The sequence below is a fragment of the Streptomyces sp. NPDC097107 genome, assembly GCF_044762405.1.
Lineage (GTDB): Bacteria > Actinomycetota > Actinomycetes > Streptomycetales > Streptomycetaceae > Streptomyces > Streptomyces thinghirensis.
Map to the genome: position 1 here is coordinate 1 of NZ_JBIWEF010000004.1, position 12525 is coordinate 12525.

General features: G+C 70.2%; 11 protein-coding genes. 3 read left to right on the forward strand and 8 right to left on the reverse strand.

Going from position 1 to position 12525, the window contains the following annotated elements:
- Nucleotides 1–121 precede the first annotated feature (121 nt).
- Complete coding sequence (locus ACIQ1J_RS10165; RefSeq protein WP_403555836.1) at nucleotides 122–781, reverse strand: response regulator; 660 nt, start codon at nucleotides 779–781, stop codon at nucleotides 122–124.
- Nucleotides 778–2040: a sensor histidine kinase gene (locus ACIQ1J_RS10170; RefSeq protein WP_403555838.1), complete on the reverse strand. Its 1263-nt coding sequence runs from the start codon at nucleotides 2038–2040 to the stop codon at nucleotides 778–780. The genes ACIQ1J_RS10165 and ACIQ1J_RS10170 overlap by 4 nt, the downstream gene beginning before the upstream one ends.
- Before the next feature lie 95 nt (nucleotides 2041–2135).
- Between ACIQ1J_RS10170 and ACIQ1J_RS10175 the strand changes: the two genes are divergently transcribed.
- Nucleotides 2136–2696 (forward strand): GNAT family N-acetyltransferase, encoded by a 561-nt coding sequence (locus tag ACIQ1J_RS10175; protein ID WP_403555840.1) that lies wholly within the window; start codon nucleotides 2136–2138, stop codon nucleotides 2694–2696.
- An 18-nt stretch (nucleotides 2697–2714) separates the two neighbouring features.
- On the opposite strand, the gene ACIQ1J_RS10180 is transcribed toward ACIQ1J_RS10175, so the two are convergent.
- The 6 genes from ACIQ1J_RS10180 to ACIQ1J_RS10205 all read right to left on the reverse strand — a co-directional run bounded on the left by ACIQ1J_RS10180 (nucleotide 2715) and on the right by ACIQ1J_RS10205 (nucleotide 9948).
- Nucleotides 2715–4289: a type VI secretion protein gene (locus tag ACIQ1J_RS10180; RefSeq protein WP_403555842.1), complete on the reverse strand. Its 1575-nt coding sequence runs from the start codon at nucleotides 4287–4289 to the stop codon at nucleotides 2715–2717.
- A 22-nt stretch (nucleotides 4290–4311) separates the two neighbouring features.
- Complete coding sequence (locus tag ACIQ1J_RS10185; protein ID WP_210963649.1) at nucleotides 4312–5724, reverse strand: ATP-binding protein; 1413 nt, start codon at nucleotides 5722–5724, stop codon at nucleotides 4312–4314.
- A gap of 12 nt (nucleotides 5725–5736) precedes the next feature.
- Entirely contained in the window at nucleotides 5737–7296 is a 1560-nt protein-coding gene (locus tag ACIQ1J_RS10190; RefSeq protein ID WP_403555845.1) for an SCO6880 family protein, read from the reverse strand.
- Nucleotides 7293–8669 (reverse strand): hypothetical protein, encoded by a 1377-nt coding sequence (locus ACIQ1J_RS10195; protein ID WP_403555847.1) that lies wholly within the window; start codon nucleotides 8667–8669, stop codon nucleotides 7293–7295. The genes ACIQ1J_RS10190 and ACIQ1J_RS10195 overlap by 4 nt, the downstream gene beginning before the upstream one ends.
- Entirely contained in the window at nucleotides 8659–9474 is an 816-nt protein-coding gene (locus ACIQ1J_RS10200; protein ID WP_403555849.1) for a hypothetical protein, read from the reverse strand. Before ACIQ1J_RS10200 ends, ACIQ1J_RS10195 begins: the two co-directional genes overlap by 11 nt.
- 165 nt (nucleotides 9475–9639) lie before the next feature.
- Nucleotides 9640–9948, reverse strand: coding sequence for a hypothetical protein (locus ACIQ1J_RS10205; RefSeq protein WP_121747793.1), 309 nt, complete (start codon nucleotides 9946–9948; stop codon nucleotides 9640–9642).
- Between the two features lie 489 nt (nucleotides 9949–10437).
- Between ACIQ1J_RS10205 and ACIQ1J_RS10210 the strand changes: the two genes are divergently transcribed.
- Both ACIQ1J_RS10210 and ACIQ1J_RS10215 read left to right on the forward strand, forming a co-directional pair.
- Complete coding sequence (locus ACIQ1J_RS10210; protein WP_403555851.1) at nucleotides 10438–11457, forward strand: NlpC/P60 family protein; 1020 nt, start codon at nucleotides 10438–10440, stop codon at nucleotides 11455–11457.
- 237 nt (nucleotides 11458–11694) lie between these two features.
- Nucleotides 11695–12405, forward strand: coding sequence for a phosphatase PAP2 family protein (locus tag ACIQ1J_RS10215; RefSeq protein ID WP_403555853.1), 711 nt, complete (start codon nucleotides 11695–11697; stop codon nucleotides 12403–12405).
- The last annotated feature ends 120 nt before the right edge of the window (nucleotides 12406–12525 follow it).

Sequence of the window (12525 nt, forward strand, 5' to 3'; positions counted from 1 at the left end):
GCAGGGGGGACCCTGTGGGAGAGTAGGACGCCGCCGAACAATCATTGCGAGGAAACCCCGCACCGGGAACGGTGCGGGGTTTTCTGCGTTTCAGGAGGAATTCACCGGCGTTTACCGCCGTTCATCCCACCAATTTCGTGTCGTACGCCAGGATGACCGCCTGGACACGGTCTCTCGAGCCGGTCTTGGACAGGATGCGGCCCACATGGGTCTTGACCGTGGACTCGGCGAGGTGGAGGCGCTCCGCTATCTCCGTGTTGGTCCAGCCGTGGCCTATCACCCGCAGGATCTCGGTCTCGCGCCCGGTGAGAGCGGTCAGGCGCGGATCGGGGGAGGCGTCCGGGGCGCCGGCGGCCGGCAGATGGTGGACGTACGCGTCGAGCAGACGCCGGGTCAGGCTCGGGGCCACCACCGCGTCGCCGGTGGCCACGGCCCGGATGCCGGAGAGCAGCTCCTCCGGCTGGGCGTCCTTGACGAGGAAACCGGAGGCACCGGCGCGCAGCCCGGAGTAGGCGTACTCGTCGAGGTCGAAGGTCGTGAGGATCAGGACCCGGGTGTGGCCGCCGCCCGCGACGATGCGGCGGGTCGCCTCGATACCGTCCATGCCGGGCATGCGGACGTCCATGAGGACCACATCGGGGTGGAGTTCGGCCGTCATGCGGGCGGCTTCGGCGCCGTCGGCCGCCTCGCCCACGACCGTCATGTTGTCCTGGCTCTCCAGGAGCATCCGGAAGCCGAAGCGCTGGAGCGGCTGGTCGTCGGCGATGAGGACGGTGGTCACTGCGGGGATTCCTCCGGTAGGTACAGGTGGACGCGCCATCCCCGCTCGGGGCTCGGTCGTGGGCCGGCCTCAAGTGTGCCGCCGTACAGGGACGTTCGCTCCCGCATGCCGGGCAGACCGCGGCCGTCGGAGGGGGCGGGAGCCGGTCCGCCGCGGCCGGTGTCGATGACGGTGAGGGCGACTGCGCCGCCGGTCTCGTAGGAGAGGGCGATGTGCGCGGTGGCGTCGGGGCCGGCGTGCTTCAGGGTGTTGGTGAGGGCTTCCTGGATGACTCGGTAGACCGTGAGCTGGCGGCCCTGAGGAAGAGTGGCCCGGCCCTGGACGGTCGTGCGGACGGGGAGACCCGCGCTGCGGACGCCGTCGAGGAGCTGGTCGAGGTCGGTGAGGGAGGGCTGCGGGGCCAGCTCGGCCGCCTGGTCGCCGTGCGGCTCCTCCTCGCGCAGGACGTCGAGGAGGCGGCGTAGTTCGCCCAGGGCCTGGCGGCTGGTGGTGGCGATGGCGTCGAGGGCCTGGGCGGCGCGTTCGGGCGATCTGGCGGCGGCGTAGCGACCGCCGTCGGCGAGGCCGGTGATGACGGAGAGGTTGTGGCCGATGATGTCGTGCATCTCCCGGGCTATGCGGGCGCGTTCGGCGGCGGCGGCGAGGCGGCCCTGCTGGTCGCGTTCCGTCTCCAGGCGGCGGGCGCGGTCCTCCAGGGCCTCGGTGTAGTCCCGCCGGGTGCGGACGGTGATGCCGATGAGGGCGGCCACGCCGACGGAGAGGATCTGCGAGCCGACCTGCTGGTTCCAGGAGCCGGCGCTGTCCCCGTACCGGGCGACCGCGACACAGGTCGGGGCGGTCACCAGGAGCACCGCCCACCAGAGGTCGCGCAGCGGCAGGCGCAGGGCGATGTGGTGGACGAGGAGCAACTGGAGCAGGGCCGCTTGGAGGGCGGCGCCCGACCAGGCGTTCACCAGGGCCGCGGGCAGCATGAGGAGCAGGCCGGCCTGGGGGTGGCTGCGGCGCCAGAGGAGGGGGACGGAGAGGGCGAGGCTGAGCGCGAGGACGAGGCCGATGGGAACGCCGGGATCGTGGGCGACGTTGCGCCAGCCGCCGGAGGCGTCGATCAGGGCGGCCAGCACCCAGAAACCGGTGAGGTGCAGGTCCCACACGAGGGGACGGCGACGGTCGAAGGCGCGGACCCGCCGGCTGACGCGCTGGACGTACTCAGTGAGGGGTTCGGCCGCTCGGCCTTCCGGCACGGGCTTCACGGGGTCCATCCGGCCATGATCGCGGCCCCGCGTGCGAGGGGGCGTCCGCCCGGAGGCGGTATATCAGGTGAGGTGCGTAGTACCCGGGTATTACGGTGGCCCGCATGAGTTCCACGGCCCCCGGTGACTACGTGATCCGCTCCATACGCGCCGACGAATGGCCCGCCTTGAAGGAGCTGCGGCTGCGCGCGCTGCGGGATCCGCTCGCGCACCTCGCCTATCTGGAGACGTACGACGTCGCCGCTGCCCGGCCGGACTCCTACTGGCAGGACCGGGCGGCCGGAGCCGCGGAGGGCGCGTCCGGGGCGCGGCAGATCGTCGCGGAGGTGCCCGGGGGGAAGTGGCTCGGCACGCTGACCGTGCTCGTGGAGGAGGCCGGGACGACGGACTTGGCCGGGTTCTCCGTGGATCGGCGGCAGGGACACGTGGTCGGTGTGTTCGTGCGGCCCGAGTGGCGGGGCAGTGGGCTGACCAAGGCGTTGTTCGACGCCGGGCTGGAGTGGGCGTGGGCGAGCGGCCTGGAGCGGGTGCGGCTCATCGTGCATCCGGACAACGAGCGGGCGCAGGGCGCCTACCGGAAGGCGGGGTTCGCGCCGAGCGGGCGGACGGTTTTGCTGGTGGGCGGGCCCGGTGACCACGAGCTGGAGTTCGTGCTCGAGCGCTGAGGCGATGCCGGGCCGCCGCTACACCGGGAGCTCGTCGTGGGGCCAGCGGGCCCGGCCCTGTTCGCGGGACCGGAGCAGGGCCAGGGTCGGCATGCCCCGGTCCGCGCCGGAGGCCAGCAGCTCGGGGAGCTGGGGAAGCGGAGCCACGGCCGCGACGTCGTCCAGGACGAGCGTCAGTGGTGGGTCGAGGCGACCGGAGGATGACCGTTCGGCCACGCGCCGGCCGCGCTCGACCACGCTTGAGACGAGCGCCGTCAGCAGCGGCATCGCGCCCGGGCTCGTCCGGGGGTCTTCGATGGATTCACCCACCACGTAAAGGGTTCCCTGTTCGTGGATGAAGGAATCCAGGGCGAGGGCATCATTTCGGTTGGGAGTGCACGCCTCGCGGATGTTGACCGTCGAGAGGGCGGCCAGCGCACGGGTCGTCAGTTGCTGTGCCATGTCCCGGCGTTCGGGGTATCCGGTGAGGGCACCTTCGAGTTCGCCCGCGGAGCCGGGCGCGGCCTTGGGGTTGGTACGGAGAATGCGTACGGCGTCCTGGACCTGGAGGCCCTGGGACCAGCGGTGGACGTGGCGGACGGTGCGGCCGTCGACGGCGGCGGCGTGCAGGTAGCTGCGCAGCAGGAGTTCCGCGGTGTCACCGACCGCCTGGTCGAGCCGGGCGGTGGGGCGGACCGGGGTGAGGAGGGCGGCCGCTCTGGTGGTGGCCGTCGGTCTGTCCTCGCAGCCGGCGGTGGGGGACCAGTGGAGTCGGTCCGGGGTGTCGCAGAGGTGGTTCGGGTCGTAGAGGTGGGCCGGCCCGAGTTTCGCGCGGGCGTCCTTGGTGTCCGCCCAGAGGGCCGGGTTCGAGGTGATGACGAGGGCGGGGCCCTCCGCGTCCCGCAGGGTCTCGGTGGCGGTCGAGCGGCGGGTGTCCGGCGGGCCGTAGTGCACCGCGCCCTCGACGCGGTTCGCTTCCCACCCGCCCACGCGTTTGCCGTCGGCCACAGCAGTGAGGGGCTCGGCCTCCGCGACCGTCCGCTCCGGTGCCCTGGGGACCGGCACCTCGTGCACCTGCTCGGGCAGTTGCTCCCGCGTCGGCTCCTGCTCGGGCAGTTGTTCCCGCGTCGGCTCCTGCTCGGGCAGTTGCCCCCGAGTCGGCTCCGGCTCCGGCACTTGCTCCCGCGTCGGCTCCGGCTCCCGCACGTGCGCCGCCGTCGCCTTCACACGCCGCCCCTGCCGCCGTACCGCGCGCCAGCGGGCGACCGTTCCCATCACGAACACCGTCAGGACGACCAGCACCATCATCTGGCCGATGAACAGCCCCCAGAACAGCCCGTACCCGGAGAGCGCCGTGCCGGGGGTGTCCGGCCAGGCGCCTGGGATGTCGTGGGGCTCGGAGATCAGGTGGCGCATGGCCAGAGGGGTGCCGGTGAAGGTGACGCCGGAGGGCCAGGAGCCGTGGGCGAAGAGCGCGGACAGGCCGGTCGCCGTCCACACCAGCAGGGTCATGCCGAGGAGGAAGGCGAGTATGCCGAGCAGCAGGCCGTCGGGGATGCCGCCCTGCTGGGCCGGCCGCCGGCCGCGGTGGTCGTCCCGTCCGTCCGGTCTCATGCGTCCGGTCCCTCCCGTCTTCCTACGCCACCGTCGATTCGGACGAGTCGCCGATGTGCTGTTCCATGAAGGCCGCCGCCCTTTCCTCCGCCTCCAGTTCGGCGGCGCGCAGGGCGTCGTCGTTGAAGTCGGCGGACGACTGGGTCATCGCGCGGTCGGTGAAGACCAGGGGGCGTTCGGTCTCGGTGATCAGGTGCTTGACCACCTGGACGTTGCCGTTGACGTCCCACACCGCGATGCCGGGGGTGAGGGAGGGGATGATCTCCACGGCCCAGCGTGGCAGGCCCAGTACGCGCCCCGTGGCCCGCGCCTCGTCGGCCTTCTGGGCGTAGATGGTCCGGGTGGAGGCCATCTTCAGGATGGCCGCAGCCTCTCTGGCCGCCGCCCCGTCGACGACGTCCGACAGGTGGTGCACCACCGCCACGAACGACAGACCCAGCCGTCGCCCGAACTTGAGCAACCGCTGGAACAGCTGTGCCACGAAGGGGCTGTTGATGATGTGCCAGGCCTCCTCGACCAGGAAGATGCGCTTCTTCCGGTCGGGACGGATCCAGGTGTGCTCCAGCCAGACCCCCACGATGGCCATGAGGATCGGCATGGCGATGGAGTTGCGGTCGATGTGGGAGAGGTCGAAGACGATGAGGGGGGCGTCGAGGTCGATGCCGACCGTCGTCGGGCCGTCGAACATGCCGCGCAGGTCACCGTCGACGAGGCGGTCGAGGACGAGTGCCACGTCCAGGCCCCAGGCCCGTACGTCGTCTATGGCGACGTTCATCGCCTCGGCGGACTCCGGCTCGGGGTGGCGGAGCTGCTCGACGATGTCGGTGAGGACCGGCTGGCGCTGGACGATGGTCTCGTTGACGTAGGCGTGCGCGACCTTGAGCGCGAAGCCGGAGCGCTCGTCCAGGCCGTGCCCCATCGCGACCTCGATGATCGTGCGGAGCAGGGCCAGCTGCCCGGTCGTGGTGATCGCCGGGTCGAGGGGGTTGAGCCGGATGCCCTGGTCGAGTGCCGCCATCGGGTCCAGCCGGATCGGAGTTATACCCAGCTGCTGCGCGATGAGGTTCCATTCACCGGCCCCGTCCTCGCCCTGGGCGTCCAGGACGACGACCTGGCGGTCGCGGAAGCGGAGCTGGCGCAGGACGTACGTCTTCTCGAGCGCCGACTTGCCGTTTCCCGACTCCCCGAGCACCAGCCAGTGCGGGGCGGGGAGCTGCTGCCCGTACAGCTGGAAGGGGTCGTAGATGTAGCCCTTGCCGGAGTAGACCTCGCGGCCGATGATCACGCCGGAGTCGCCGAGGCCGGGCGCGGCGGTCGGCAGGTAGACGGCCTGCGCCTGGCCCGTGGAGGTGCGGACGGGGAGGCGGGTCGTCTCCACCTTCCCGAAGAGGAAGGACGTGAAGGCTTCGGTGAGGACGGACAGCGGGTCCCGCATCAGGCTCAGCCCCTACCTTCGGATGCCGGTGGCGAACGGAAGTGTGTTCACGAAGGCGCGATGGTGCTCACGGTCGCACCACTCCAGTTTCAGGTACGACTTTCCGGCCGAGGCCCTTATCGTCCGCTTGTCGCGGGCCAGCGCCTCGGGGGAACGGGAGGAGACCGTGATGTAGCCGACCAGGTTGACGCCGGCCGCGCCGCTGGCGAGGTCCTCGCCCCGCTGGTCCAGGCGGCCGTGGGCGGCGATGTCGCGCGGGTCGACGGTGCGGTTCATCTTGGCGGCGCGGGAGGCCTCGGCCTCGTCGTTCGTCTTCTCCGTCAGCATGCGCTCGATGGCGACCTCGGTGGGCTCGAGGTCCATCGTCACGGCGACGGTGCGGATGACGTCCGGGGTGTGGACGAGGAGCGGCGCGAGGAAGTTCACGCCGACCGGGGTCATCGGCCACTCCTTGACCCAGGCGGTGGCGTGGCACCAGGGGGCGCGGGTGGAGGACTCGCGGGTCTTGGCCTGGAGGTAGGTGGGCTCCATGGCGTCCAGCTCGGCCGGCCAGGCGTTGCGCTTGGTCATCGCCTGGATGTGGTCGATGGGGTGGTCCGGGTCGTACATGGCGTGGATGAGGGAGGCGAGCCGGCCCTGCCCCAGCGGCTGGCGTACGCGGATGTCGGCTTCCTGGAGGCGGGAGCAGATGTCGGTCAGCTCGCGAGCCATGACGACCGCCAGTCCCGCGTCCCGGTCCAGCTTGCGCCCGTTCTGCGGGCGGGCGGCGCGAGCCATCGCGTGGGCCTCGGCGGCCAGTTCGCGGTTGTAGTGCATGCAGCCGATGAGGTAGGCGCGGTGCTGCTCGCTGCTGGTGGACACCATGGACTGGAGCTGGTCGTACGACTGCTGCAGCCAGGGCGGCGCCTTGTCGTCGCCGCGCTGGGCGACGTCCTTGGCGTGCGCGTCGGGGTCGGCCGGGAGGGTGCGGGCGAGCATCTGGATGCGGGTGACGAAGCCGTCGCCGTTGGCCACGTGCTTGAGCAGGGTGCCGAAGCGGTCGACGAGGGCCTCCTGGTCCTCGGAGTCGCGCAGGCCGACGCCGGGGCCCTCGATCTCGATCGCGGCCGTCACCATCTTGCGGTCGGCGTGCAGCAGTACGGCGATCTCGTCCGGCCCGAAGGGCGCCGCCAGCCAGGTGATGCGGCCGATGCCGGGCGGCGGGCCGATCTCGATCTCCCGTCCGTCGAGCCGGGTGCCGGCCTCGATGACGCCGGAGCGGTAGGTGGTGCCCCTGCGGAGCGTCCGCTTGTAGCTGCGGTTGATCTCGAACCACTTGTAGAACGTGCGGTGCTTGTACGGCACGTAGACGGCCGCCAGCGCGAGCGTGGGGAAGCCGACGAGCAGCACGATGCGCAGGGTCAGGACGGGGACGAGGAGCCCGCACATCATGCCGAGGAACGCGCCCACGACGATCAGCGCGATCTCACCGGTCTCGCGGTTGCGGCCGACGATCGCGTTCGGCCTGGCGCGGCCGATCAGATACGTGCGGCGGGGCGTGACCGGATGGGACACGTGGGACTCGGTCGTCAACGCCCGTCACCTCCTGTGCTGTTTTTGCTGTTACGGGTGTTGCTTGCGTGAGGCGTGTTCACCGGGCTGCCGGAGCGTGGTGCGGGTGCGGCGGAGGGGACATTTCCGCCGCCGCCGTTCGAGGGGCGCGAGCTGTGCGCGGCGACTCCGCCGGAGGCGGGGTTCGAGGGACGGGACGCGGAGGAGGAGCTGGACTGGCCGCCACCGCCGCCACTGTCGCCGTTGTGGCGGGTGCTGTGGGTCCTGATGCCCTGGGCGACCAGGTTCGCCGGGGAGCTGATCACGGCTGCGGCCTTGCCTTCGGCGCCCTGCATGATGCGGTTGTTGCGGCCGTTCGCGATCTCGTCGCCGAAGCCGGGGACGAAGCGGTAGATCATCGCGGACGCGAAGATGGCGAGCAGGATGATGGCGAGGCCGGAGACCACGGCCGAGAAGGCGTCCGGCCCGTCGTCGGCGGAGAGCGCCCCGGCGAGCCCGAGCACGATCACGATGACGGGCTTCACGAGAATGACCGCGATCATGATCCCGGCCCAGCGGCGGACGTGACCCCACAGGTTCTTGTCGACCAGGCCGGCGTAGACGACGGTGCCGAGCAGGGCGCCGACGTAGAGCAGGGCGGCGCGGATGACGAGTTCCAGCCAGAGCACGCCGGCGGCGAGGATCGACACCAGGGAGACGACGATCAGCATGATCGGTCCGCCGCCGATGTCCTCGCCCTTCTCCAGGGCGGCGGAGAACGTGCCGAAGAAGGTGTCCGTCTGCTCGCCGGTGGCCTTGGCGAGTACGTCGGTGACGCCGTCGGTCGCCGATACGACGGTGTAGAGGATCAGCGGCGTGAAGGCGGACGCCAGGACGGTGAGCCAGAGGAACCCGATGGCCTCGGAGAGCGCGGTGCTCAGGGGGGCGCCGCGCACGGCACGCTTCGCTACCGCGAGGAGCCACAGGAGCAGCGTGAGGATCGTCGACGCCGCGAAGACGACGGCGTACTGCTGGAGGAACGTCGGGTTCGTGAAGTCGACGTTCGCCGTGTCCTGGACGGCGGCGCTGAGCTTGTCGATGGTCCAGGAGGCGGCGTCGGCACAGCCCTTGGCGAGGGAGGAGAGGGGGTCCAGGGCGGAGGTGGGGGAGTCGAAAGTTCCGGCGCCGCCTCCGCCGGTGGAGCCGCTGCCTTCGCCTCGTTCGCAGTAGTCCTTGGCGGGGCCGCGGATGAGGTCACACGGATCGTTGGTGTCCGTCGGCGTCGGCGTCGGCGTCGGCGTGGGCGTGGGCGTGGGCGTGGGGGCGGCGAAGGCGTGGGTAGCCAGCAGCACCGTGGCGGCCTGTGCCGCTGCAACGGCGGCTGTGACCTTGAGGACGCGGTGGTTAGCGCGCATACGTGAACCCTCCGTACTCCTCGACGGCCTTCGTCATGTCGTCGGCGGTGGAGGCCCTCTGATCGCGACCGACGGGCACTGGTCCGTCCTTCTGCTGGAAGTCGATGACTTTCCAGTCGCTGTTGGTCCACGTCAGCTGGTACGTGGTGGTGTACCAACTCTCGGTCACCGGGTTGGTCGAGTTGCCACCGGACAGCCCGAAGAGGGATGTGTACCAAACCTCGACGGTGGCCTTGTCGGTGCTGGACGCCGTCACCTTGGTGCCTACCGGGATGATCCGCGAGACGAAGGTCTGGCCGGCCGGCGCCTTGCCGTTCTTGTCGAGGCCGATGTTCGCCAGGAACTTCGGGCTCGAGTAGGCGCCGTCCAACTCTGCTTGCCGGGACGCGGTGATCTCGGGCGCATAAACGCTGTCGACGATGTCCTGCCGTCTGGCCTTGTCGAACATGCCGTCAGAACCCAGCGCCACCGCATAGTTCGCCGCCGCGCTCTGTGCCCCCTGCTCGTCCCGGGCGAAGCCCGACTGCACCGGCTGAGTCCCGGACGGCGCTGTCGACGAGGCCTTCGGCTTGTCCGCGGCCGTGTCGTCCGGGGGTGCGGAACCGTCTCCTCCACGGTTCGCGAAGGCGATCGCGGCGATGAGGAGGACGACGACGCCGACCACGGTGACCAGGCTCCGGGACGACGAGCGGCCGCCGCGACGGGGGCCGCCGTAGCCGTCGCCGTCCCCGTCGGGCAGCCGTGTCCGTGTCTGGCCCGTGCCGCCGTAACCGCCGGAGGACTGGTGGTCGTCTTCGAGACTCATGCCGCGTACGCCCCCTCGACGTCGTGCCTGCCGTAGAAGTACGACGGTAGCCGTGCTGGTTCCCGCTCGGGCGCGGTGTGGTGACTCGACATCAGGGAAACGCAACCTCAGCCGGTTGGCACGACGGGCGGGTGGGGTGGAGGGGAGGAACGGATGCGCGCCGGGCTACACGGCCATTCCGTACACGATCGTGAAGAGCGTGCCGAGCGAGCCGATGATGAACACGCCCGTCAGGCCCGCGACGATGAGGCCCTTGCCCTGCTCCGCGCTGAAGGTGTCGCGGAGCGCGGTGGCACCGATGCGCTGCTTGGCGGCGCCCCAGATGGCGATGCCGAGGCAGAGCAGAATCGCGACGGCCATCACCACCTCGATCATGATCTTGGCCTCGTTGCCCAGGCTGCCGAAGGGGCCCCAGTCCGGAGCGATCCCCCCGATGATGGTGTTGATGTCTCCCTCGTCGGCCGCAAAGAGCATGTAAGTCACCGCCCCTGTTGGGTAGTTCCGCACCCTCTGCGGACGTGCAGAGGTCAGGCCTCATTGTTGCCGACAATGGCGCCGTCGTATGTCGACTTGGCGTCATTGATTGGCGGGTTTCGTGCGAATAGCTTGCCACCGGTCCGTGCCGGGCCCTAACGGGGTTGCGCGGACCGGTGTGCGAAGAGTCGTATGGTCACTCTGTGTATCACGTTCCGTTACTCCGGGCAATGAGGCTGGAGCGCAACCTGTCGTGTGGTTGCGTCGTTGGGCCCTTCTGCGAAGTGACCGGATTCGCCCGCCCGCACGTCGAGCGGGAAGGCTTCCCACTTCTGACGATCCGTCGTGACGACGGTCCGGGGGTACCGGTGCCGTGAACGCGGACGGCGGGGTCGGGTTCGTCCCCGTGGGTGAAGGTGGCCCGGGTCTGCGCCGGCCGGGGCGCTTGTCCGTCGACATGGCCGGAAAGTGTTATTGAACGGCTTCGACATGGGGGAGAGTTGGGCCATGCGCAAGATGTGGGTCGGCGCCGGTGTCGCGGTAGCGGGCGGGATGGGCTTCGTGATGCTGCTCGTCGTGGGCGTCTACCTTGTCTCCGGCAACCTGGCGGGCGGCGCCGGCGGCGGAGCCAAGAAGCTCGCCAAGGGGTCGGTGCCCGCGGCGTACCAGCCGCTCGTGCAGAAGTGGGGCAATCTCTGCCCCGCCATCAACCCCGCGCTGCTCGCCGCCCAGCTCTACCAGGAGAGCGGCTTCAACCCGAGGGCGCGGAGCCACGCGGCGGCCCAGGGTATAGCGCAGTTCATCCCCGGGACGTGGGCCACCCACGGGATCGACGGGGACGGGGACGGGGACCGGGACGTGTGGGACCCGAACGACGCCATCCCGTCGGCGGCGTCGTACGACTGCTCCCTCGCGTCGTACGTGAAGGACGTGCCCGGGAATCCGACCGAGAACATGCTGGCCTCCTACAACGCGGGGGCTTACGCGGTCATCAAGTACCAGGGTGTCCCGCCGTACAAGGAGACCCAGAACTACGTCAAGATGATCACGACCCTGGAGAAGAGCTTCGCGGCTCCCGAGACGCGGGTCGATCCGTCCGAGCAGGCCGCCGGGGCCATCGCCTACGCGCAGAAGAAGCTCGGGACGCTGTATCTGTGGGGTGGGAACGGGACTCCCGAGCAGGGTGGGCGGTTCGACTGTTCGGGGCTGACCAAGGCGGCGTACGAGAATGTGGGGGTCAAGCTGCCGCGGGTCGCGAACGACCAGTACAACGCGGGGCCGCACCCCTCGCGGGACGAGTTGATGCCCGGCGACCTGGTGTTCTTCTCGGACGATCTCACCAACTCCCGGGCCATCCGGCATGTGGGGATTTATGTCGGCGGCGGTTACATGATCGACGCGCCGCGGACGGGCGCTGTGATCCGGTTCGACCCGATCGACACCCCCGATTACTTCGGGGCCACCCGGGTGACCGAGGATGGCGCGAAAGCGCTGCCCACCACGGTGTGAATGCCATGGTTTGGACGCAGCGTGAATCCATGCCCTGAGCTGCGGCGACGTGTTTCTCTTCGATAACGTCTGCGTGATCATTCGGTGGAGCGTGGAACGTATCAACGGGGACCGTGCGTTCCTGTTGACGTGTAGGTGTGCGGGCCGAGAACGAGCCGGCGGGTCTACGACCACGGGGGTGGCAGAAGAGGCGTGCGCTCGGTGCGCCGGAGGACATGACGAAGGGGCCGCAGCACCATGGCTGGACTCGCCGAATCCGGGTCGAACCCCGACGTCGAGCTGCTCTACGACATCAACGGCCTGGCCAAGGACGCACCGCACTGGTTCGACCGGGTCATGGAGTTCGTGGGTGAGTACGGACTGCTGTTCGCGATCGTGCTGCTGGTGCTGTGGTGCTGGTGGTCCGTGCGGCGGCGGGGCGGCGAGGACGCGGCCTCGAACGTGGCGGCACTGGTGTGGGCGCCGCTCGCGGCCGGTGTCGCGGTACTGGTCAACGTGCCGATAAGGGGTTTCGTCGAACGGCCGCGGCCGTTCAAGTCCCATGACGGGCTGGAGGTGCTCGTCGCGGGTAAGGACGACTTCTCCTTCGTGAGCGATCACGCCACGCTGTGCATGGCCCTGGCCGTCGCCCTGTTCGTCGCCAACCGGAAGTTCGGGCTCCTCGCCATCGTGCTCGCGGTGTTCGGCGGGTTCATCCGGGTCTACATGGGCGTGCACTACCCGACGGACGTCGTGGGCGGCTTCGCCCTCGGTACGGCGGTCGCGCTGCTGCTGTCGCCGGTCGCCATGGCCCTGCTGACGCCGTTGACCCGAGCCGTCGAGCGGTCACCTCGGGTGGGGTGGCTGGTCAGCGCGCGGGGGCGAGGGGACGCCGCCGGTCGCGATTCCGTGATTCCGGGGGCGCGCAAGGAGAGCGCGGAGGCGGGGGACCGGGACCTCGCCGCCTGAGGCGTCAGGACGGTGCGTGGGTCTTCGCGTCCGTACGGGCCTGGCTCCTCGCTCTGCGGGCCGGGCCTCGCCAGCCGCAGGTGCAGCGGGCCAGGCAGAACGGGCCCTGTTCGACCGTCC

What these genes read in the sequence shown, in the direction of transcription:
- ACIQ1J_RS10195 (WP_403555847.1), bottom strand. Translation starts at nt 8,669, where the DNA reads ATGCGCGCTAACCACCGCGTCCTCAAGGTCACAGCCGCCGTTGCAGCG.
- ACIQ1J_RS10180 (WP_403555842.1), bottom strand. Translation starts at nt 4,289, where the DNA reads ATGAGACCGGACGGACGGGACGACCACCGCGGCCGGCGGCCGGCCCAG.
- ACIQ1J_RS10205 (WP_121747793.1), bottom strand. Translation starts at nt 9,948, where the DNA reads ATGCTCTTTGCGGCCGACGAGGGAGACATCAACACCATCATCGGGGGG.
- ACIQ1J_RS10215 (WP_403555853.1), top strand. Translation starts at nt 11,695, where the DNA reads ATGGCTGGACTCGCCGAATCCGGGTCGAACCCCGACGTCGAGCTGCTC.
- ACIQ1J_RS10185 (WP_210963649.1), bottom strand. Translation starts at nt 5,724, where the DNA reads ATGCGGGACCCGCTGTCCGTCCTCACCGAAGCCTTCACGTCCTTCCTC.
- ACIQ1J_RS10200 (WP_403555849.1), bottom strand. Translation starts at nt 9,474, where the DNA reads ATGAGTCTCGAAGACGACCACCAGTCCTCCGGCGGTTACGGCGGCACG.
- ACIQ1J_RS10210 (WP_403555851.1), top strand. Translation starts at nt 10,438, where the DNA reads ATGGGGGAGAGTTGGGCCATGCGCAAGATGTGGGTCGGCGCCGGTGTC.
- ACIQ1J_RS10170 (WP_403555838.1), bottom strand. Translation starts at nt 2,040, where the DNA reads ATGGACCCCGTGAAGCCCGTGCCGGAAGGCCGAGCGGCCGAACCCCTC.
- ACIQ1J_RS10175 (WP_403555840.1), top strand. Translation starts at nt 2,136, where the DNA reads ATGAGTTCCACGGCCCCCGGTGACTACGTGATCCGCTCCATACGCGCC.